This is a genomic window from Longispora fulva (genome assembly GCF_015751905.1).
Lineage (GTDB): Bacteria > Actinomycetota > Actinomycetes > Mycobacteriales > Micromonosporaceae > Longispora > Longispora fulva.
The window spans coordinates 3,695,186-3,716,271 of the sequence record NZ_JADOUF010000001.1 but is presented as its reverse complement, the minus strand read 5'-3'; the positions used below and the strand labels follow the sequence as shown (position 1 = coordinate 3,716,271).

Sequence of the window (21,086 nt, the reverse complement as noted above, 5' to 3'; positions counted from 1 at the left end):
ACTACAGGCCCTCGGCGTCCTCCGGCCTGGTGCGGATCACGGTCGACCAGATGCCCCGGCCGTGGGTGGCGGCGTACAGCCGGCCGTCGGCGTCCGTGCGGACCTGCAGGACCGCCGTCGTCGGCAGGTTGGTGCCGAGCACCGCCCAGCCGTGCGCGCCCGGCGCGCGGTAGAACACCGCCAGGTCGGTGCCGAGGACGAGGCCGCCGCCCGGCAGGAACTTCACGGCGTTGGCGGGCACGTCGGGCAGGTTCGCCGACCGGTCGCTCCAGTGCGCCCCGCCGTCCGTGGACTCGAACAGGTGCCCGACGCCCGCGCCGGGACCCTCGGTCCACTTGCGGGAGAAGCCGTTGATGGCCACGAACACGTGCTTCGCGTTGGCCGGGTCGACGTCGAACCCGGACACGTACCGGTTCGGCAGCGTCCCGTCGACCGGCAGGTTGAGCTGGTGCCAGCCGGTGCCGTCGGCCTTGCCGGTGGCGATGCCCCGGGTGAAGCCCTGGTTGTTGCACGGGCCGCACCAGCCGGCGTAGATCGTGCCGCCCGAGGCGACCACGGCCGTGGCCACGTGGCCCTCGCCGAGGTCGTAGACGCTCTTCCACTCCTTCGGGTCGCGGATCGTGAAGCCCTTGTTCTGCGTCCAGACGTGCCGGCCGCCGGCCACCCAGTTCCGGATGTTCTTCGCGTCCGCGCCGAACGGGGCGATGAACCGGGCCCCGGCGCCGCCGAGCGCGTTGTCCGGCGGGGCGACGCCGAACGACGTGGCCTTAGTCGGGTCCACGGTCCAGGAGCCGTTGTTCACCGCACAGTTCTGGGTCACCGAGATCGCCAGGTAGACGTACTCGGCGGCGATGTTGCAGCCGTTGTTCGGGTCGACGAGGGTGTCGCCGCCGTCGCCGCCGAAGTTGGAGCCCATCACCATGTCCTTGCCGCGCCGGATGGACTGACCGTTGTCCTGTAGGCCGCCGCTGACCGCCATCCCGCCGGTCTTCAGGTCCTTCCCGACGCCGACGGAGTAGTACTGCAGGGTGTCGATCGTGCCGTCGTTGAGCGAGGTCCAGTCCTTGGCGTGCCCGCCGGAGTCGACGGCGCCGCGCACCGGGCGGCGGTAGACGCCGCCGTCGTTGCCGACGAACAGCTTGCCCTTGCCGATCGCGGCGGAGTGCTGGTCGGGGTGGGTGGTCGCGAAGCAGTCGCCGGTCTGCTGGGCCGGGTTGATGTCCCAGCAGGGGAAGGAGAAGTTCCAGTACGGGCCGGGGGTGATCCAGTGCGCCCCGCCGTCCTTGGACTCGAACACCTCCTCCAGCCCGGCGAACACGTGCTCGGGGTCGGCCGGGTCCACCTGGAGGAACTGGTTGTACCAGGACTGGATGCCCGGCTGGTACCCCGGATCCTGCAACGCCGACCCGGAGTCGCGCAGCTTCACGTGGTCGGCGATCAGCGTCCACGGGCCGGTCGGCGAGCCGGACCTGGACACGTAGATGCCCTGCAGGGCGCTGTCCGGATTGGTGGCCAGTTGCAGAGGCGACTGGTCGATGGCGTAGTACCGCGAGCCGTCCTTCGCCTTCGCGAACGTCACGTTGCCGACGTCGTCGGAGCCGCTCGGCAGGTCACCGAGCCCGGTCTGGCGGGTCCACACCCCGCCCTGCCTGGTGTAGAAGCCGTTGTATGTGTCGCCGCCGCGCCAGCCGACGGCCAGCATGACCTTCGTCGGGTCCGCGGGGTCGATCGCGACGTCGTTGGCGATGTTCTTGTACGGCGCGCTCGGATCCGCGTCCTGCGCGCCCCCCGGCAGGAAGTCCGGGTTCGGTGCGAACTCCATCCGCCACGGGCCGGCGAGGGTGGTGGTGCTGTGCGTCCACACGCCGCGCCCGGTCGCCGCCCAGACCAGGTCCCCGGCGAACCGCAGCGCGTTGATGGTGGTGCTCTCCAGTTCCGCGCCGCCGACCCGGCCGCCCGGCTGGAACTGGCCGTTGCGCGGGTCGGCGAGCACGTACACGCCGGTGCCGACGAAGGAGGTCGCCCCGGTGTTGGCCTCGCCCGTGGCGTACCAGAGCCGGCCGCGCCCGTCGAGCTGCAGGTCCCCGGTGGACAGCGACGGCAGCTTGTCGGCGATCGGCGTCCACTGTCCGCCGCCGGTCCGGGACCGGAACACCCCGCCGTTCGCTCCGCCGGCGTAGACGAAGCCGGCGTCGTCGGCGGCCAGGCCGGTGATCCGGCCGGTGACCCGCCCAGCGCCGCCGGAGGAGTTCGAGCCTATGTCGCGGTAGCGCGGGTCGTCGGCGTCGTACGGCAGGTCGGTCACGTGGTCCCACGCTCCGCCGACCCTCGGCAGGGAGCCGAGCTGCGCCCACGCCGCCGAGTACGCGCCGGGGGCCACCACTCCGGGGGACGTGCGCGCCTCGGCGTACTGGGCGGCGGACTCCGCAGCGTTCTCCGTCTCGTCGGAGGGGTCCTCCTCCGCGCGGACCCGCCCGGCGAGCACCCGGTCGGCGTGGTGCCGGCCCACCTGGGCCTGGTGCCCGTACGCCCACGGCCGGGGCAGGTTCGGGTCGGGCTTGGCGACGGCCGCGGTGCCGGTCAGGGTCACCAGGGTGGTGGTCAACGCGCCGGCGGCCAACAGCCGTCTCCAGGGAACGTGCGCCATCAGAACTCCTTCGCAGGTGATCAGGACAAACAGCATCATCATTGATTACATTTCGGTATGAAGAAGGCTATTTGGGTACATCGCTTCGGCCGTCGAGACTTTCGTCCGCCGGATGTGGTCGATCGGCACTGTCCGCCCGGTCGCCCGTCCCGGATGCTGGCAAGCAATGCCAATCAGGCCGATACGGTAATTTCGGACCAGCCGGGTCGCCCGGCCGGTGCCGGCCGACGGACAGGAATCACCCATGCTCTCCAGGAAACTGCTGATCGCCGGCGTCCTCGCGGCCGCGCTCGTGGCCGGGGTGGCGGTCGTCGCCGTCCTGGCGTGGCCGCGCGCGAGGGACGGGGGGACTATCGCCTGGGCCCCCTGCGAGGGCCGCGACGGCTTCGAGTGCGCGACCTTGCGGGTCCCCCTCGACCACGCCCGGCCCGACGGCCGGACCATCGGCATCGCGCTGAACCGGCTGCCGGCGACCGGCGCCCGGCTCGGGGCGCTCGTGGTCAACCCCGGCGGGCCCGGCGAGTCCGGCCTGGACACGGTGTTCGAGGGCCGCGAGCAGTTCGGGACCCTGGTCGAGCGCTACGACATCGTGGGCTTCGACCCGCGCGGCGTCGGGGCCAGCGAGGCCGTCCGGTGCCTCGACGACCGGGGGATGGACGAGTTCACGGCGGCGGACCTCACGCCGGCCACGGCCGCCGAACGCGACAGGACCCGCGAGGTCGTCAAGGGGTTCGCCGACGCCTGCGCGGCGCACTCCGGCGACCTGCTGCCCTTCACCGGTACCGAGAACGTCGCCCGGGACCTGGAGCTGATCCGGGCCGGGCTGGGCGAGGAGCGGCTGAACTACTTCGGCTTCTCCTACGGCACCCGCCTCGGCCAGGTCTACGCCGAGCAGTTCCCGGGCAAGGTCGGCCGGATGGTGCTCGACTCGGTGGACAACCCAGCCGAGTCCGAGACCCCCGGTGACGCGACCGGCCCGACGCCCATGGCGGGCACCGGCCTGACGCCCGCGCCGGCCGCCGCCGAGCCCGACGAGGCCGAGTCCGCGCTGCGCGACATTCTCCGCGACTGCGTCGGCCGCGCGGACTGCCCGGTCGGCCGGGACGAGAACGGGGCGGTCCGCGCCGTCGACGACCTGCTCGCGAACCTGCGGATCCGACCACTGCCGGCGGCCGGCGGGCGACGGCTGACCGAGTCGCTGGCCCGGGCCGCGCTGTTCCACGCGACGTACTCGCGCGACAACTGGGAGGGACTGCGCGAGGGGCTCCGCCAGGCCGTCAACGGCACCGGCGACGGCCTGCTGGCGTTGTCCGACGCGTACTACCACCGCGACGAACACGGCCACTACGCCAACTCCACCGCGGCGTTCGCGGCCGTCAACTGCCTGATCGGTGACCCGCGGTCCGTCCCCGAGCCGCCCGACGCGATCGCCGCGCGGATGGACGCCGACGCGGCCGGCTCCGCGGGGACGTCCCCGCACTTCGGCGCGTGGCTGTTCTACGGCACCCAGTACTGCGCGTACTGGCCCGTGCGGCCGACCGTCGCGCCGCACGCGATCAACGCCCCGGGCACCCCGACGATCCTGCTGCTCAACAACACCCGGGACGCTGCGACGCCGCTCTCCGGGGCCGAGGCGGTGGCGGAGGCGCTCGAGGACGCGCGGCTCGTGGTCGCCGACGCCGACGGGCACATCGCCTACGGGAACGGCGCGTGCGTGGACCGGATCGTCAACGAATTCCTCCTGACCGGCCGGGCGCCGGCGAAGGAGCACTCGTGGCCCGCCGAGAAGGTCAGCTGCCCGGCGTAGCGGCCCGGCCGGCGTCGCGGGCGACGCGTCCCGGCCGTGGCGCGTTGGTCACAGCGCCTGGTCCAGGCTCAGGGCCAGGCGCTGGAGCACCTGCTCGCGGCTGGAGTCGGTGGCCTCGCCCAGCCAGGCGATCAGCTGGTTCTCCACGAGGATGTGCACGCTCGTCTTGCGGCTGTGCAGGGACGCCGCGCGGGCGAAGGCGTTCTGGATCGCCTCGACGTCCACCTGCGGCAGCGGCGTACTGATCCGCAGGTCCAACTGCTCCGGCGGGTTGACCTCGGTGATCAGGTCGAGCCGCTCCTGCGGGGTCAGCGAGGAGTCGCCGAGGATCGTCAGCGCCCGCAGCCACTGTTCGAGCAGGTCACGGCCAGTCGGCCCGGACTCGTCGGTCACGGCGTCACCCTCCCCACCCCGCGGGTGCCCGGCGGCGCCCGCAGTCGCACTCTACGACGCCGACGCCCGTCCGGCACCGTCGTCGTCCCCGTGTGCCCGTCCGGTCCCGCGTGCCCGGTGCGCGGCCAGCAGTTCGCGCAGCCGGGTCACGGCGTCCACCGCGTACTCGCGGTCGACCACCCGCACCGCGTCCATCCTGATCTCCCCGCCGGTGACCGTGTCCAGCCGGGCGCACCGGGCGCCGTCGAGCCGGACGCCGGCGATCGCCGACCAGGGCACGTGCAGCCCGCCGACGAGGTTGACCACGAGGACCCCTGTCGGGTGAGCCTCCACCCGGGGCCGCCCGCCCAGGTAGCCGACCACCAGCGCGATCGCCACCCCGGTTCCGGACCAGGCCAGGTGCCCGAGCGACCACGTAGGCCGCCCGTCGGCGTCCCAGCCGATCGCGCCCAGGACGGCGGCGCCGAACGCGCAGGCCGCCACGGTCCGGCTGACGAGACGCAGGAACCACGGCCTGGCGACCACCTCCGGGACCGGTGCCGGGGGAGTCCGGACCATGGCAGTCTCCTCCGGGCGACGGGACGGGTGGGACGGCCGTCCTTTCTGGTCGGCGCACTGGGTCGGCGTTGGGACATCGGTACCCGCGTGCTGAGGTGTTACACCTGTCGGCACCCGACCAGGGCGAACCCGACAACTCCGACGTGAAACCGGACACGGAAAGACTCCCCTGACCAGAGATGTCAGGGGAGCGACTACGCCAGGGATGTCAGGGGAGCGACTACGACGCCTGGGAGGGGCCGGACCCGCCGCCCGGGAGCCACGCGCCGGTGTCCGGGTCGACCAGGCCGCACCGGATGGCCAGGGTCACGGCCTCCAGCCGGGAGTTGACGCCGAGCTTGGTGAGGATGTTCTGCACGTGGCTGCGGGCGGTCGCCCAGCTCACGCCCAGCGTGCCGGCGAGCGCCCTGGTGTCCTCGCCCCGGACGAGCCGGCCGAGCACCTGGCGTTCGCGCGCGGTGAGCGCGTCGGCGAGCCGCAGGGCCACCGGGCCGCCGTGGGCGGGGTGGCGGGGGATGGCCGGGTCGAAGACGAGCTCGCCGGCCGCCACCCGGCCCATGGTGACCACGATGTCGGCGATGTGGCCGCTCTTGTGCGCGAAGCCGCGTACCCCCGCTGCGAGTCCGGCGTCGACCACCCGGGAGTCGAGTCCCGCCGAGAGCAGCACGATGCCGGCGTCGGGCGCCGCGGCCCGCAGTTCGGCGAGCCGGGGCAGGATGCTCGCCGGGCCGAAGCCGACGTCGAGCACGCACAGGTCCACCGCGGCCGTCGGCAGCGCGGCGATGGCCTCGTCGGGGGTGTGCGTGACCGCGACGATGTCGTAGCCGCGCTCATGGAGGACCAGGGCGAGGGATTCGGCGAACACGGCGTGGTCGTCACAGATGAGTACCCGCATCGGCGTCCGCTCTGTACAGCCCGCCCGGGTCGTCCACCCCGGGGAGCAGGATCCGGGCGCAGCCGCCGCCCAGCCGACTGGTCCGCAGTTCCAGGCGGCCGCCCATGTCGGTGGCGAAGGCGCGCACCACGCCGAGCCCGGTCGAGGCGAGTCCGGTCGGTTCCCGGCCGAAGCCGGGGCCGTCGTCGTCGACCTGGGCGAGGGTCCAGGTGTCCTCGGTGCCGACCCGCACGCTGACGGTTCCGCTCGGACCGGCGGCGCTGGACGCGTTGTCGATGAGGTTGCGCAGGGCCCGCCACAGCCGGAGCCGGTTGGCGTACGCGACGGCGGGGTCGGCCTCGAACCGGAACCGCGCGGGGCTGGTCAGCCGGAGCGCCGTGACCGCCTCGGCGGCCAGGACGTCGACCCGGACCCGCTCGACGGGCGGGGACCAGAGGTCCTCGGGGTCGGCGTGCTCGCGGTCGTAGGCCTGCAACAGCTCGTCGAGCCACGCCGTCTCCAGCTGGAGCTGCTTGACCCGGCTGCGGTTCGTGTCGCCAATGTCCTCCGCGTCGGTCAGCAGGCTCGCGAGGAGTCCGATCGTCGCGAGCTCGTGCCGGATGTCGTGGCGTAGCTCGCGCCGGCGGGCGGCGTCGACCCGGGGCCTGACCCGGGTCAGGTTCGCCAACCGGCGAAACGTGGTGTCCGTGCTCTCGAGCTCCACAGTGTCCTCCGAGGAGTGCATGTGCAGTGGCGGCGTGTGACCTGGTGTTCCTGGTTCAACGTAGCCCCCGGCGGCGGGGCCGGGCCGCCGGTCACACCAGACCCGACCCGACCTCTAACCTGCTCCGTAAACTTCCAATCTGGTCGGTAACCACCCCGGGCTCTCCCGCGTTCGCATGAGAGCGGCTACGTCAGCTGGCGGAGGAATTCTCCCTTAAGCGGTATTAGCGTCACTTTGGTGATCGAGTCGCGCGGAGGCGTCGGCTCGGACCGGAGGGAGCGTCGCCATGGTGCGGGTCGGGGTGGTCGGCTGCGGGTACTGGGGCTCCAAGCACGTCCGGGTCCTGCACGCGACCGAGGGCGTGGACGCGGTGGTCATGATCGACCCCGTGGAGGACCGGCTGCGGAGCCTGGCGCGCAGCTACCCGGCGGACCTGCGGTTCGGGTCCGTCGGCGAGGCGCTGGAGCACGTGGACGCGCTCGTGGTCGCCACACCGCCGACGACGCACGTCGCCGTCGCGTTGGAGGCGATCCGTGCGGGCAGACACGTCCTGGTCGAGAAGCCGCTCGCGACGACGGTGGCCGACGCGGACCGGCTGGACCGGGCCGCCGCCGACGCGGGCGTGACGCTGATGGTGGGGCACACGTTCGAGTACAACCCGGCGGTGTGGAAGCTGCGGGACCTGGTGCGCGGGGGCGAACTGGGCGAGGTGTACTACCTGGACAGTGCCCGCCTCAACCTCGGGCTGTACCAGCGCGACGTCAACGTCATCTACGACCTGGCCCCGCACGACGTGTCGATCGTCAACTACGTGCTCGGCGTCGCACCGGTGGCCGTGCAGGCCTGGGCGTCACACCACGCGCACCACCAGTTCGAGGACGTCGCCTACCTGCGGCTGTTCTACGCCGACCGGGACCTGTCCGCGAACATCCACGTGAGCTGGCTCGACCCGGCCAAGGTCCGCCGGGTCGTCGCGGTCGGCAGCGCGAAGATGGCCGTCTACGACGACATCGCCGAGGAGCGCATCCGCGTCCTCGACAAGGGCATCACCCTCCCTTCGGAGGACGACAGCCGCACCCAGCCGCCGATGTCCTACCGGTACGGCGACATCGTGGCCCCCTTCGTGGCCCCCGACGAGCCGTTGGGGGTGCAGGACCGGCACTTCGTGGAGTGCGTCGCCACCGGCGCGGTCCCGCTGACCGACGGCGCCAGCGGCCTGGCCGTCGTCGCGGTACTGGAGGCCGCCCAGATCTCGCTCGACCGCGGCCGGCCGGTGCGGATCGAGGAGGCCATGGCGGAGGGCCCCGCGCGGGTCGCCGCCTGACGAGAGATCGGAACCAGCCATGAACCAGCAGGTGCCGTTCACCGACCTGAACGCCATGACCGCGGAGATCCGCCCCGCCGTCCGGGCCGCCTGGGACCGGCTCCTCGACGAGGGCCAGTTCATCGGCGGCAGGGCGGTGGAACAGTTCGAGCGGTCCTGGGCGCAGTACTGCGGCACGTCCCACGCCGTGGGCGTCGCCAACGGCACGGACGCGCTGCAACTGACCCTGATGGCCCTGGGCGTCGGGCCCGGCGACGAGGTCGTCGTGCCCACCAACACGTTCGTGGCCACGGCGGAGGCCGTCGTCCTCGCGGGGGCCCGGCCCCGGTTCGCGGACGTCAGCCCCTACACCCTGCAGCTCACCCCGGAGACGGTGGAGGCCGCCGTCACGCCCCGGACCAGGGCCGTGATCGTCGTGCACCTCTACGGGCAGACGGCGGACATGGACCGGATCTGCCGGTTCGCCGACGGCGCGGGCCTCACGGTCGTCGAGGACGCCGCCCAGGCGCACGGGGCCACCTGGCGCGGCCGGCGCGCCGGCTCGATCGGCGCGGCCGGGTGCTTCAGCTTTTACCCGGGCAAGAACCTCGGCGCGTTCGGCGACGCCGGCGCGGTCGTGACCTCGGACCCCGACCTCGCCGACCGGCTGCTGTGCCTGCGCGACCACGGTCGGGCGACCGGCTCGCACCACGAACACGTGGCGGTCGGCATGAACAGCCGGCTGGACGCCGTGCAGGCCGTGGTCCTGTCGGCGAAGCTGGCCCGGTTGGACGCCTGGAACGAGGCGCGCCGGGCCGTCGCCGCCCGGTACGCGGAGGCGTTCGAGTACGGACCGGTCCGCCTCGTCGAGGAGACCCCCGGCACCCGGGGCGTCTACCACCTAGCCGTCGTCCGGGTGCCGCACCGCGACCTCGTCCAGCGGCGGATGGCGGCCCTGGGGGTGCAGACGGGGGTGCACTACCCGGTGCCGTGCCACGAGCAGGAGGGCATGCGGCGGTACGCGACGCGCCCCCTCCCGGTCGCCGAGCTCGCCGCCCGCGAGGTGCTGTCGCTGCCGGTGTTTCCGCACATGGGCGAGGAACACGTGCTGCGGGTGTGCAAGGCGCTCGCGGAGGTGCTTGGCTCCGGAGGTCCCGACGATGGCTGAGCGGGAACTGCTGGCCGATGACGGGGTGCTCCTCGGCTATCCGCCGGCGCGCGGCGCGGCGGGGGACCTGGTGCTCGGCGCGAGGGCCCGGGTGCGCAGCGGCACCGTGCTCTACGCGGGCGCCCGGATCGGGGACCGCTTCGAGTCCGGGCACAACGTGGTGGTCCGGGAGGACTGCGTCCTGGGCGACGACGTGTCCGTGTGGAGCAACACCGTGATCGACTACGGCTGCCGGATCGGACACCGGGTGAAGATCCACGCGAACTGCTACGTCGCCCAGTTCACGGAGATCGAGGACGACGCGTTCCTCGCCCCCGGCGTCACGATCGCCAACGACCTCTACCCCGGCCAGCCGGCCTCCGCGCGACTGATGTCGGGTCCGTGGATCGGGGCCGGCGCGCAGATCGGCGTCAACGCCACGATCCTGCCGTACGTGCGGATCGGCCCCGGCGCCCTGATCGGCGCGGGGGCCGTGGTGTCCCGGGACGTCCCCGCCCATGTGGTCGCGTTCGGTAACCCGGCCGTCGTGCGGGGCGAGGTGGCCGACCTGACCGCGATCGGGCACCGGGTGCGACCCGAGCCGACGTCGACCGGCCGATACCGGCTCAGGGAGGTGTCGGCGTGACGACGCACCGCCTGCCGCGCTCCGCACCCGCCGTGCGGCACCGCCCCGCGCCGCCCTCGGCGAAACGGGTCTTCGACGTCCTCGCCGGCGCGGTGTGCGTGCTGGTCTTCCTCCCGCTGCTGCTGGTCGCGGCGCTGCTCGTCCGGCTCAGCTCGCCGGGTGACGTGATCTTCCGGCAGTCCCGGCTCGGCCGGGACGGAGAACCCTTCGTCATGTACAAGTTCCGCACCATGGTCGCGAACTGCGACGACGCGATCCTGCGTGACCTCGTCACCACCGAACTCCGCGACGGCGCGGTCCGGCCGATCACGGACCCGAGGGTGACCCGCGTGGGCCGGGTGCTGCGGCGCGCCAGCATCGACGAACTTCCCCAGCTGTTCAACGTGTTGCGCGGCGAGATGTCCCTGGTGGGTCCGCGCCCGATGCTGGACTGGGAACTCGAGCTGCTCGACCCCGGCTACCGACGGCGGCTGGCCGTGCGGCCCGGCATCACCGGCCTGTGGCAGGTCAGCGGTCGCAACCGGCTCACCCTGACCCAGCGGATGGCACTCGACCTGCGCTACGTCGACGAGCACACCTTCGGGATGGACCTGCGCATCCTGGCGCGCACCGTGATCGTGGTGCTCTCGGCCGGTGGCGCGACATGAGGGCCGGCCCGGCCGACTCGGCGGCGGCGGTGACCGGCGACTCGATCAGCGTCGCCTGCTGGACAGCGGTCAGCCGGGCCACGGGCGTGCTGCGGTTCGCGATGGTGGGTGCGGTGCTCGGCCCGACGTACTTCGGCAACACCTACCAGTTCACCAACTCCCTGCCCAATCTGGTGTTCTACGGCTTCCTCGGCGGCTCGCTGTTCTCGTCGCTGCTGGTGCCGGCCCTGGTCCGGCACATCGACCTGGGGGACGGCCCGGCGTCGCGCCGGCTGGCCGGCGGCTTCCTCGGCATGGCGCTGCTCGGTCTGGCCGCGCTCGCGCCGCTGGCCGTCGCACTCGGACCCCTGGCACTGCGCGGCGGGCAGGAGGCCACCGGTCGCCTGCTCGTGGCGCTGTTCGTGCCCCAGATCTTCTGCTACGGCCTGATCGCCACCTCCGTCGCCGTGATGAACGCGCACCGCAGGTTCGCGCTGGCCGCGGCGGCCCCGGCGCTGGAGAACGCCGGCATCCTGGCCGTGCTCGCCGGCTACGCGTCGGGGGTCGGAGGCGTGCTGTTCCTCGGCCTCGGCACGACCGGCGCCGTCGGGCTGCACGCCGCCGTGCAGTGGTGGGGCGCCGGGCGGGTCGGCGTCACCCTGGTGCCCCGGGCCGGCTGGCGCGACCCCGAGGCCCGGAAGCTGCTTCGCCGGGCGTTGCCGTCCGTGGCCCAGGCCGGCCTCGCCGCCGGCGAACTGCTGATCCTGCTGGTACTGGCCAACCGGATCCCCGGCGGCGTGGTCGCCTTCCAACTCGCGTTGAGTTTCGTGTACGTCGCCAACGCCCTCGGCGCCGCGCCCGTCGCACTGTCCATGCTGCCCCGGCTCGCCCGGATGCACCTCGACGGCGACGCGGGGCGGTTCGCCGCCACCCTGGCGCGCGGGCTGGGCCTGGGGCTGTTCGTCACGGTGCCCACCGCAGCCTTCTACCTGGTACTGGCCGCACCGTTGGCCCGGGTCGTCGCACTCGGCCGGATGGGCACGGCGGCCGGCGTGACCATGGTCGCGCTGGCGCTCGCCGCGTTGGCCGCCGCCGTGGTCGGCGAGACCGTGTTCTGGATCAACACCTACGCCTGCTACGCCCGGGGCGACACCGGTGCGCCGCTGCGGTCCACGGTGGTGCAGGTGGGGACAAGCCTGGCCGTGGCCTGCGTCGGGTTCCTGGTGCCCGGGCCGGCGCTGCTCGTGGTGCTCGGCCTGGCCTATTCGGCCGGCGCGGCGGCCGGCGGCACGCACCTGGCCCGGCACGTCCGGCGGGTGACGGCGGCCCGGCCCGGCGACATCCTCACCCCGGGAACGGCCGGGACACGCCTCGCCCCGGGACTGGGTCGGACCGTGGCCGGTGCGGTCGTGATGGCGGGGCCGGCGTGGTTGACGGCCGTACTCCTGCGTGGACCGCTCGGGCCGGCCGGTCGCGCCGTCGGCCTGGTCGCCGCGTTGGCCGTCGCGGTCGCCGTGTTCGTCGGCACGCAGAGCCTGCTGCGGTCCCCGGAACTGGCCGAGGTCGCGGGTGGCATGTCACATCTGCTGGGCAGGACGTCGCGGCCCGTCGCGGGGGTGCGCGGTGGCTAGCCCCGGGACCGCGCTGTTCGCCCCGGGGCTAGCCCGCGTGGTGCCGTTCGCGGCGCTGCCGGCGGCGGTGCTCCTGGGCGCGGCGGTGGTTCTGCTGCCGGTTCCGGTGCTCCTGTGCGTCGTGGTGCTGGCTCTCGCCGCCGTGGTGTGGTGGCGTCCGGTGGTCGCCGCCTACGGGCTGATCGGCGTGACCCCGCTCGTCGCGGGCATCGACCGGGGCGGCCTGATCCCGGTGCTGCGCCCCAGCGAGGTCCTGCTGCTGCTGTTCGGTGGCACGCTCGCGCTCCGGGCCGTCGTGCGCTGGCGAGGCGCGGTCCGGCTGCCCCGGCCGAACCGGGTCGAGGTGGCCATCCTGCTGCTCGCCGTGACCAGCTCGATCCTGCCGCTGGCCTGGATGGGTCTCATCCAGCGCGAGATCTCCCGGGACGACATCCTGCACGCCCTGGTGCTGTGGAAGTACCTGTTCGTGTACGCGATCGTCCGCTACGGCGTGGGCACCGAGGCCCAGGTGCGCCGGTGCCTGTGGCTGTCCCTGGCGGCCGCCGGCGTGGTCGGGCTGATCGGCGTCCTGGAAGCGCTCGGCATTTTCGGCGTGCAGGGCATGCTTGTGCGCTTCTACGACCTGTTCGGTGCCAGCGACCGGGAACTCCGCGCCAACCAGGCCAGCTCCACGCTCAGCCTGCCCGGCGCCACGGCCGACCTGATGATCCTCAACCTGGCCGTGGCCCGTGGGCTGTGGGTGCGCACCTCGGCCGCGCGCCAGCGGATGCTCCTGGCCGCCGCCTTCCTGGTGTTCGTGTTCGGCGCGCTGGCGGCAGGGGAGTTCTCCAGCACGATCGGCCTGTTCGTGGGAATCGTCGCGGTGGCGTTCGTGTCCGGCGCGCCGGGCCTGACCCTGCTGGCGATCCCGGGGTCGCTGCTGGCCTACCCGATCCTGCGCCCGGTCATCGAGCGCCGGTTGTCCGGCTTCCAGTCCGCTTCGGGGGTACCCGCGAGCTGGGTCGGCCGGCTGAACAACCTGCGCACCTACTTCTGGCCGGAACTCTTCTCCCGGTGGAACTTCGTGCTCGGCGTCCGGCCCTCGGCCAGGGTACCGGTGTCCAGCCAGATCACCGGGTACGTGTGGATCGAGAGCGGGTACACCTGGCTGTTGTGGGGCGGCGGGATCCCGCTGCTGTGCAGCTTCCTGTGGTTCGCGAACGTCGTCGCCAGGGCGGGTTGGCGGGCAGCCAGGGACCTGACGTCCGCCCGGGGCGCGGCGGCGACCGGCGCGTTCGCAGGGATCGCCGTCATCGTCGTGCTGATGGCGTTCGACCCGCACCTGACCTACCGGGGATCCGCCGACGCGTTCTTCGGACTCCTCGCCCTCGCCGGTCTCGGCGGGGCCGCCCGCGACGACCAAGGGGGTGCCTGATGGCACACGCAGCGCACGACGCCGGACTGCCCGCCCGCCGGGTGCTGGGGCACCTGGCCTGGATGGTGGCCATCACCCTCGCAGTACTGGCCGGGGCGGCGGCCATGTCCTGGTCGCGGTCCCCGGTGTACCGGGCGACGGCCGACGTGCTGGTCACCGCGCCCGCGGCCTCGAACCTGGCGCCCGACATGGGCACCGAGCGCACCGTCGCCTCGTCCCTGGCGGTGCTCGACCGGGCCGCGGCGACGCTCGGCCTGACCGCCGAGGACCTGGGCGGCGGGCTGTCGGTCACGGTGCCCGTGGACACCCACGTGCTGCGGATCGCCTCCACGCGGGCTGCCCCGCTCGACGCGCAACGGCGGGCGCAGGCGGTCGCGGACGCGTACGTGGCATACCGGTCCGCGCAGACGGCACGGATCATCACCCCCGCGCTGGCGCCCCGTACCCCGGCGAGCCCCAACCACGCCGTGGACCTGTCCGTGGCGCTGCTCGTCGGGCTGAGCCTCGCGGTCGGGGTCGCGCTGCTCCGGCACCGGTTCGACGACCGGCTGCGCGGCGCGGCCGACCTGGAACGGTACGCCGGCGTGCCCGTACTGGCCCGGATCCCGGCGTTCCGGGGCACCGGGCGCGACCCCGCCGGTCGACTGGCCATCGTGCACAGTCCCTTCTCCGGCCCCGCCGACACCTACCGGGAACTGCGCACCCGGCTGCTGCGCGCCGTGCCGCACGTCCGCAACCGGACCGGAACGACAGTGCTGGTCACCAGCCCGGGGGACGAGGACCGGGGCACCGTCGCCGCGAACCTCGCCGCCGCGCTGGCGCTCGGCGGCCGGCGGGTGATCCTCGTGTGCGCGGACCCGGCCGGGCCCCGTACCCCCGACATGCTCGGGGTCGACAATGGGATCGGCCTCAGCGACATGATCGACGGGGACGCCGAACTCGACGAGACGCTGCGGGCCACGGACGTGCCCGGGCTGCGGCTGCTGCCCGGCGGGCGGGTCGGACACGACGTCGGCGCCCTGTTGCAGTCACCGGCTGTGCACCGGCTGCTGAACGCGCTGCGGCACCAGGCCGACGTCGTGCTCATCGAGGCCCCGGCGGTTCTCGACGGCCCCGATGTCGAGGTGCTCGCCGACGCCGCCGACGGGCTGGTGCTGGTCGCCGACGCGCGGCGGACCACCCGGAGCCAGGTCCAGCGCGCCGTGCGGGCCCTGCACGAGAACCAGGGCCTGGTGGTCGGCTGTGTGCTGGACAACGTCGGCCGGCGGCGACGGCTGCACGCGTCGCGGACACCGTCCGATGTGGAGCTGTTCCGGTTCCGGCTGCGGGAGCCGACCGCCACGGACCCTGACCCGGCCCGAGGCGCCGTACCCGACGCGGTTCCCGGCACAGTCCCCGGCCCGGCCCGCACCGGCGACCCGGCCCGCACCGGCGACCCGGCCCGTGCCGGTGCCGCGGTCCGGGCCGGCGGTCGCGAGTCGGAAGCGGCACGCCGGCACGCCGGCACGACGGCGACCGGCGTCGACAACCACGAGATCGACCTGCCCCGGCACTGGGCTCCCTGGAGCCGGCGGTGACCACCGGACCGGGCGTGGTTCCCGCTGTCGCCGCCGGAATGCGTGCCGCCCGCGCGACCCGCCCGCACGTCCTGCTGGTCGTGGAGAACGTGCCACTCGCCAGGGACGCCCGGCTGCGGCGACAGGCCCGCGCGCTCCTGGCCGCCGGCTACCGGGTGACGGTGATCTGCCCCCGCGACCCGGGCAACGCGTCGGTAAACGGCGTCCGGGTGCTGGACTACCGGCCCGCGCCGGACAACGGCAGCACCCTGGGCTTCGTCCGGGAGTACGCGAAGGCGTGGCTGGCCACGGCATGGCTGATCGGGAAGCTGCTGGTCACCGACCGGTTCGATGTCGTCCAGATCACCAGCACGCCGGACATCTTTTTCACGGTGACCGCGCCGCTGCGGACGTTCACCGGCACGCCCGTGCTACTCGACCAGCGCGACCAGTCGCCCGAGCTGTACGAGCTGCGGTTCGGCCGGCGCGGCCCCGTGCACCGGCTGCTGCTGTGGCTGGAGCGGGCCAGCTACCGGTCCGCGGACCAGGTGCTGGCCGTCAACCGGACGGCTGTGGACCTCGCCGTCGAGCGCGGCGGGATCGGCCGGCACCGCGTGACCGTGGTCGGCAACGGCCCGGCCCTGGCCAGCACCGGGCCGCGCGCGGTCCGGCCCGAGCTGCGGGGCCGGCGGTACCTGTGCTGCTGGCACGGGGCGATGGGCCCGCAGGACCAGTTGGACCTCGCGGTGCGGGTCGTGCACCACGTGGTGCGGGTCGACGGGCGCACCGACTGCCAGTTCGTGTTCCTGGGCGACGGGGACGCGCGCGCGGGGGCGGAGCGGCTGGCCGGGACGCTGGGCGTCGACGACTGGGTGACCTTCACCGGCTGGGTCGGCCAGGAGGAGGTGTTCGACCACCTGGCGACCGCCGACCTCGGGTTCGACTCGAATCTGGAGGACATCGTGTCCCCGGTGAAGGGCATGGAGTACATGGCCTTCGGGCTGCCGTTCGTGGCGTTCGACGCGCGCGAGACCCGGTCGGCGGCCGGCCCGTCGGCGGTGTACGCCCACTCCGGTGACGCCGGGGACATGGCCCGGTTGATCGGGGACCTGCTCGACGACCCGGACCGCCGGGCGGACATGGGGCGGACCGGGCGGTTGCGGATCGAGGTGTCGTTCGCATGGGAGCGGCAACAGGAGTCGTACCTGCGGGTCGTCCGCGGGCTGCTGGCCGGGAGGTCGACGTGAACGTGGATGTGGTCGTGCTCGGTGCTGGCCCCTACGGGCTGTCCGCGACCGCGCACCTGCGCCGGGCCGGCGCGGACGTGCGGGTCCTCGGCGACCCGATGGCGCTGTGGCGGGCGATGCCGAAGGGGATGGTGCTGCGGTCGAACTGGACGGCGACGTGCATCGCGGAGTACCGCGGCCCGCTGTCCCTGGACTCCTACCAGGCGGCCACCGGTCGGCGGCTCGACCGGCCGGTGCCGGTGGACGAGTTCGTCGATTACGGGATGTGGGTGCAGGCCCGGGTCGCCCCGGACGTGGACCGCAGGTCCGTCGACCGGGTCGACCGCGCACCCGGCGGGTTCCGGCTCACCCTCGAGGACGGGGAGACGGTGCGTGCCCGGCGGCTGGTCGTCGCGGCGGGGATCGGGCCGTTCGCGCGCCGGCCGGCCCAGTTCGCGGACCTGTCCGGCGAGCTGGTCTCGCACACCAGCGAGCACCAGGACCTGTCCCGGTTCGCCGGCCGCCGGGTGCTGGTCGTCGGTGGTGGGCAGAGCGCGTTGGAGTCCGCGGCGTTGCTGCGCGAGGCCGGAGCCGAGCCGGAGCTGGTGGTGCGCCGGGACCGTCTGATCTGGCTGCACGGCGGCAGGTACCACAGGATGCTGGGCCGGTGGGCCCCGCTGGTCTACGCGCCGACCGATGTCGGACCGATGGGCCTGTCGCGCGTGGTGGCCGTGCCGGACCTGTTCCGCCGGCTGCCCCGCGGCGTGCGGGACAGGCTGGCGCGGCGGTCCATCCGACCCGCGGGGGCGCGGTGGCTCGTCGACCGGCTGGCCGACGTGCCGATCCGGCTGGCGTGCGCCGTGCGCCGGGCGGCGCCTGCGGGCGGCGGTCTGGCGGTGGAGTTCGACGACGGCGGCACGACGCGCGTCGACCACCTGATCTACGGCACGGGGTTCCAGGTGGACATCGCGAAGTACGGGTTCCTGTCCGCCGACCTGGTCCGCGCGGTGCGGCAGGTCGACGGCTATCCGGTGCTGGGCCCAGGGTTGGAGTCCAGCGTCGCGGGCCTGCACTTCCTCGGCGCGCCTGCCGCGTACTCCTTCGGCCCGGTCATGCGTTTCGTGTCGGGCACCTGGTACGCCAGCCGGGCGCTGACCAGGGTGGTCGTCCCGTGAGGACCGGGGCCGTCGTGATCGGCGGGGACTACCAGGGCCTGGGCATCGTGCGCAGCCTCGGCCGGCACGGCGTGCCCGTGGTGCTGCTCGACGACGAGCGGTCCATCTCGACGGCGTCGCGGTACACGTCGCGGGCGGTGCGGGTAGCCAGCCTGCGCGACGACGAGGGAACCCTGGCCGCGCTGGCCGGGCTGCGGCGGCGGTTCGGGCTGGAAGGCTGGGTGCTGTACGCGACCCGGGAGGAGACCGTCGCCGCACTGTCCCGGCACCGCGCGGACCTGGCCCGCCACTGGCGGGTGCCGACACCGGACTGGGACTGCGTGCGGTGCGCCTGGGACAAGCGGGAGACCTACCGGCTGGCCCAGAAGCTCGGGATCGCCGCGCCCCGGTCCTGGTTCCCGATGGACGAGGCGGACCTGGCCCAGGTCGACGTCGACGGGCCGTTCGCGGTGAAGCCGGCGATCAAGGAACACTTCTTCTACGCGACCGGGGTCAAGGCGTGGCGGGCCGACAGCCGGGCCGACCTGGTCGCGGCGTTCCGCCGGGCCGCGGCGATCGTGCCGGCGGGCGAGGTGATCGTGCAGGAGCTGATTCCTGGCGGCGGCGAGGCGCAGCTGGCCTGGTGCGGGCTGTTCCGCGACGGCCGGCCGGCCGCCAGCATGGCCGCGCGCCGGCTGCGCCAGCACCCGTCGGAGTTCGGCCGTGCCAGCACCTTCGTGGAGACCGTGTCGGCTCCGGAACTCGACGGGCCCTCGACCCGGTTCCTGGCCGCGATCGGGTACCACGGCCTCGTCGAGGTCGAGTACAAGGTGGACCCGCGCGACGGCGAGCCGAAGCTGCTCGACGTCAACGCCCGCACCTGGGGTTACCACACTCTGGGCCGGGCGGCCGGCGTCGACTTCGCCCACCTGCTGTTCCTCGACCAGCTGGGCCGGCCTCTGCCGCCGACGCGGGCCCGCACCGGGGTGCGGTGGATCCGGCTCGCCACCGACCTGCCCACCGCCGTGGTCGACTGGCGGGCCGGCCGGCTGCGGACCGGGGCCTACCTCTCCTCCCTGCTGCACGTGCACACCGAGGCCGTCTTCTCCTGGGCGGACCCGTTGCCGGCGCTCTACGAGATCGCGCTGGGCCCCTATCTGGCCACCAGCCGGAGGCTGTGATGTTCACGAGCACGCACCGGTTCGCCTTCTTCGAGTACTTCCGGGTGCCGTACCGGATGATCGACAGCTCTGAGCGGAACGTGGGCACGGTGCGCGGCCCCGGCGGCGGCAGTCTGCGCTGGCCGCTGTCCGGGGGCGTCGCCGGCCGCCACGACCTCGACGGCACCCCGCTGTTCGGGCACGTGCTGCCCGACCGGACCGCCCGTCGGCTCCTCGGTCCGGGCGACTGGCGGGTCGACGTGCCGATCCTGGACGCCCGCGGCAGGCACGTCGCCTCGGTGTGGCGCGACGGGGACGGCGACGTGTTCCTGCCGTTCGACCCGGGGGAGGTGATGCACCAGTTCTGGAGCGAGGGCTACCGGAGCGCCGGCCGACTGCGCCCTCTGCTGGTGAGAACCTATTATCTGGTACGCCCTGCCCTGCCCCGCCGCGCCCAGCTCGCCGCCCGCAGGTTGTTCGCCCGGCTGCACCGCGTGCCGGCGTTCCCGGCCTGGCCCGTGGAGACCGCGTTGCACGACCTGCAGGACCGGCTGTTCGCGCTGCTCGTGGATGTCGCCGGCCAACCGGTGCCGTGGCTGGACCTGTGGCCGGCCGGGCACACCTGGGCCGTCGTGCTCACCCACGACGTGGAGACCGCCGCCGGCTGCCGCGACCTGCACCTGTTGCGCGACATCGAACGCGAGCACGGCCGCCCGTCCGAGTGGAACTTCGTCCCGCTGCGCTACCCGGTGGCTGACGACGTCCTGGCCGGCCTGCGCGCGGAGGGCTGCGAGATCGGGGTGCACGGCGTCCGGCACGACGGCCGCGACCTGGGCTCGCGCCGGACGCTGCGCCGCCGGTTGCCGGTGATGCGCGAGTACGCCGCCCGGTGGGGCGCCGTCGGTTTCCGCTCCCCGGCCACCCAGCGCACCTGGGCCTGGATGCCCCTCCTCGGCTTCGACTACGACATGTCCTACCACGACACCGCCCCGTACGAGCCGACGCCGGGCGGCGGGTGCAGCTGGCTGCCGTACCCGAACGGCGACCTGGTCGAGCTGCCGATCACCCTGCCCCAGGATCACACCCTGTTCACGATTCTCGGCCACCCGGACGAGTCGGTGTGGCTGGACAAGGCGGCGGCGATCCGGGCCAGGGGCGGGATGATGCTGGTCCTGACCCACCCCGACTATGCGACCGACCCGAGGGCCGCCGCCGGCTACCGCCGACTGCTGGACACGGTGCGTGACGACGAGGGGGCGTGGTGGGCGAACCCGGGGGAGGTGAGCGCGTGGTGGCGGCAGCGGGCGGCCTCGACGGTCGAACAGGTCGAGGGCGGCTGGACCGTCACCGGCCCGGCCGCGGACTCCGGTCGGGTCGTCTACGCCCTCGCGGAAGCCCCGGCGCTCGCGACACGGCCAACTATTTTACCAAATCACATTATTTCAAGGCAAGACATACAGCATTTGCGGGATGAATCGTGGGCCGGAAGGGCCCATCCTTGAGGACGTGGACAGCATGCTGGTCCTCCTCGTCGACGACCACCCGGTCTTCGCCGAGGCGCTCGCGACCAGGCTGGCGGCGGAACCCGACATCGAGGTCCTGCCGGTGGTCTCCGACAGTGCGGGCGCGCTCGCGGCGATCGCGCGCGAACAGCCCGACGTCGTCCTCCTCGACCTCGTCCTCGGCGAGGACAGCGGGTTGACAGTGCTCGAGCGGATCCGCGCGCGGTACCCCGCGATCAAGGTCGTCATGGTGACCGCCGTCGAGGACCCCGACCAGACCGTGGCGGCCGTCCGGGGCGGGGCCGCCGCGTGGCTGCCCAAGTCCGTGGGCGCCGAGGAGCTGGTCCGGGTCCTGCGCGGTGTGGTGCGCGGCGAGGCCTGGATGCCGCCCCGGCTCCTCGCCCTGGTGCTCGACCGGCTGACCCGGCCCCCGGACTTCGACCGCGACCCCCTGGCGGTGCTCACCGACCGGGAGCGCGAGGTGCTGCGGTGCATGGTCGACGGGCTGTCGCGGGCCGAGATCGCCGCGAAGCTGTACGTGTCGACCAACACCGCCCGCACCCACACCCAGAACATCCTGACGAAACTGCACTGCCACTCGGTGCTGGAGGCGGTGTCCCTGGCTCGCCGGCACGGCATGCGCTAGTACCCGTCGTGTTAAGAAAACTTGACATCATGTCCGGGCTGCTTTACATTTCCTGTGTCAACAATGTTGTAC

18 protein-coding genes are annotated in these 21,086 nt (G+C 73.4%); 13 read left to right on the top strand and 5 right to left on the bottom strand.

The window, feature by feature from the left end; translation table 11 throughout:
- Window position 1: 1 nt before the first annotated feature.
- Window positions 2–2,647, bottom strand: a complete 2,646-nt coding sequence (locus tag IW245_RS16345) for a WD40/YVTN/BNR-like repeat-containing protein (protein WP_197004040.1) — start codon at window positions 2,645–2,647, stop codon at window positions 2–4.
- A 244-nt stretch (window positions 2,648–2,891) separates the two neighbouring features.
- On the opposite strand from IW245_RS16345, the gene IW245_RS16340 reads away from it, so the two are divergent.
- A complete protein-coding gene (locus IW245_RS16340; RefSeq protein ID WP_197004039.1) occupies window positions 2,892–4,454 on the top strand; it encodes an alpha/beta hydrolase in 1,563 nt (520 codons plus the stop codon).
- A gap of 48 nt (window positions 4,455–4,502) precedes the next feature.
- On the opposite strand, the gene IW245_RS16335 is transcribed toward IW245_RS16340, so the two are convergent.
- The 4 genes from IW245_RS16335 to IW245_RS16320 form a co-directional block, all read right to left on the bottom strand.
- A complete protein-coding gene (locus IW245_RS16335; RefSeq protein WP_197004038.1) occupies window positions 4,503–4,847 on the bottom strand; it encodes a hypothetical protein in 345 nt (114 codons plus the stop codon).
- Between the two features lie 51 nt (window positions 4,848–4,898).
- Window positions 4,899–5,405 carry a PH domain-containing protein gene (locus IW245_RS16330; RefSeq protein ID WP_197004037.1) on the bottom strand — a complete coding sequence of 169 codons (507 nt, stop codon included), beginning with the start codon at window positions 5,403–5,405 and terminating at the stop codon, window positions 4,899–4,901.
- Between the two features lie 220 nt (window positions 5,406–5,625).
- Window positions 5,626–6,300, bottom strand: coding sequence for a response regulator transcription factor (locus IW245_RS16325; RefSeq protein ID WP_197004036.1), 675 nt, complete (start codon window positions 6,298–6,300; stop codon window positions 5,626–5,628).
- Window positions 6,281–7,003 carry a sensor histidine kinase gene (locus IW245_RS16320; RefSeq protein ID WP_197004035.1) on the bottom strand — a complete coding sequence of 241 codons (723 nt, stop codon included), beginning with the start codon at window positions 7,001–7,003 and terminating at the stop codon, window positions 6,281–6,283. Before IW245_RS16320 ends, IW245_RS16325 begins: the two co-directional genes overlap by 20 nt.
- 286 nt (window positions 7,004–7,289) lie before the next feature.
- Here IW245_RS16320 and IW245_RS16315 point away from each other — a divergent pair, with 286 nt between their 5' ends.
- The 12 genes from IW245_RS16315 to IW245_RS16260 are packed head-to-tail and all read left to right on the top strand — an operon-like array spanning window position 7,290 to window position 21,014.
- Window positions 7,290–8,327: a Gfo/Idh/MocA family protein gene (locus tag IW245_RS16315; RefSeq protein WP_197004034.1), complete on the top strand. Its 1,038-nt coding sequence runs from the start codon at window positions 7,290–7,292 to the stop codon at window positions 8,325–8,327.
- Window positions 8,328–8,346: 19 nt separating this feature from the next.
- Entirely contained in the window at window positions 8,347–9,474 is a 1,128-nt protein-coding gene (locus IW245_RS16310) for a DegT/DnrJ/EryC1/StrS family aminotransferase (protein ID WP_197004033.1), read from the top strand.
- Window positions 9,467–10,099: an acyltransferase gene (locus IW245_RS16305; RefSeq protein WP_197004032.1), complete on the top strand. Its 633-nt coding sequence runs from the start codon at window positions 9,467–9,469 to the stop codon at window positions 10,097–10,099. The genes IW245_RS16310 and IW245_RS16305 overlap by 8 nt, the downstream gene beginning before the upstream one ends.
- Window positions 10,096–10,746: a sugar transferase gene (locus IW245_RS16300; protein ID WP_197004031.1), complete on the top strand. Its 651-nt coding sequence runs from the start codon at window positions 10,096–10,098 to the stop codon at window positions 10,744–10,746. Before IW245_RS16305 ends, IW245_RS16300 begins: the two co-directional genes overlap by 4 nt.
- Window positions 10,743–12,356, top strand: coding sequence for a murein biosynthesis integral membrane protein MurJ (murJ, locus tag IW245_RS16295; protein WP_197004030.1), 1,614 nt, complete (start codon window positions 10,743–10,745; stop codon window positions 12,354–12,356). The genes IW245_RS16300 and murJ overlap by 4 nt, the downstream gene beginning before the upstream one ends.
- Window positions 12,349–13,770, top strand: a complete 1,422-nt coding sequence (locus IW245_RS16290; protein WP_197004029.1) for a hypothetical protein — start codon at window positions 12,349–12,351, stop codon at window positions 13,768–13,770. The genes murJ and IW245_RS16290 overlap by 8 nt, the downstream gene beginning before the upstream one ends.
- Window positions 13,770–15,347: a tyrosine-protein kinase domain-containing protein gene (locus IW245_RS16285; protein WP_197004028.1), complete on the top strand. Its 1,578-nt coding sequence runs from the start codon at window positions 13,770–13,772 to the stop codon at window positions 15,345–15,347. The genes IW245_RS16290 and IW245_RS16285 overlap by 1 nt, the downstream gene beginning before the upstream one ends.
- Window positions 15,344–16,573: a glycosyltransferase family 4 protein gene (locus tag IW245_RS16280; protein ID WP_197004027.1), complete on the top strand. Its 1,230-nt coding sequence runs from the start codon at window positions 15,344–15,346 to the stop codon at window positions 16,571–16,573. The genes IW245_RS16285 and IW245_RS16280 overlap by 4 nt, the downstream gene beginning before the upstream one ends.
- The gene (locus IW245_RS16275; protein WP_233473103.1) at window positions 16,570–17,727 is read left to right on the top strand and encodes an FAD-dependent oxidoreductase; all 1,158 of its coding nucleotides are present in this window, start codon (window positions 16,570–16,572) and stop codon (window positions 17,725–17,727) included. Before IW245_RS16280 ends, IW245_RS16275 begins: the two co-directional genes overlap by 4 nt.
- A complete protein-coding gene (locus IW245_RS16270) occupies window positions 17,724–18,887 on the top strand; it encodes a carboxylate--amine ligase (RefSeq protein WP_197004025.1) in 1,164 nt (387 codons plus the stop codon). Before IW245_RS16275 ends, IW245_RS16270 begins: the two co-directional genes overlap by 4 nt.
- Window positions 18,887–20,368: a polysaccharide deacetylase family protein gene (locus IW245_RS16265; RefSeq protein WP_197004024.1), complete on the top strand. Its 1,482-nt coding sequence runs from the start codon at window positions 18,887–18,889 to the stop codon at window positions 20,366–20,368. The genes IW245_RS16270 and IW245_RS16265 overlap by 1 nt, the downstream gene beginning before the upstream one ends.
- Window positions 20,369–20,381: 13 nt before the next feature.
- Window positions 20,382–21,014, top strand: a complete 633-nt coding sequence (locus tag IW245_RS16260) for a response regulator transcription factor (protein WP_231399760.1) — start codon at window positions 20,382–20,384, stop codon at window positions 21,012–21,014.
- Window positions 21,015–21,086 lie beyond the last annotated feature (72 nt).